Source organism: Clavibacter lycopersici (assembly GCF_003576405.1).
Lineage (GTDB): Bacteria > Actinomycetota > Actinomycetes > Actinomycetales > Microbacteriaceae > Clavibacter > Clavibacter lycopersici.
In genome coordinates, this window is sequence record NZ_QWGT01000575.1 from 1 (window position 1) to 373 (window position 373).

At 79.4% G+C, this 373-nt stretch carries 1 protein-coding gene; it reads right to left on the minus strand.

Annotation, left to right across the window (positions count from 1 at the left end):
- On the minus strand, positions 1-373 hold a 373-nt coding region (locus tag DZG00_RS16600; protein WP_119455879.1), incomplete at both ends, for an ATP-binding cassette domain-containing protein.

Consider the following 373-nt stretch of genomic DNA (forward strand, 5'->3'; position numbering starts at 1 on the left):
TCGGCGACGAGGAGCGGGGGATCCAGCGCCAGGGCCGCCGCCAGCAGGGCGCGCTGTCGGAGCCCGCCCGAGAGCTCGCCGGAGCGCTGGTGGACGCGCGTCGCGGGATCCGGCATGCCCACGAGCTCCAGGAGCTCGAGGACGCGCGCCCGCCTGGCGCGGGCGTCCCGCATCCCATGGATGCGGAGGGCGTCGCCGATCTCGCGGCCGATGGGGCGAAGCGGGTCGAGGGAGGAGAGCGCGTCCTGCAGCACCAGGCCGACCCCCGTGCCGCGGACGCGCCGCCACTCGCGGGGACCGGCGTCGCGGAGGTCGCGGCCGGCGATCTCGAGCGCGCCCGCCCGGACGTCCGCGCCCGGGCCGGCGAGGCCGA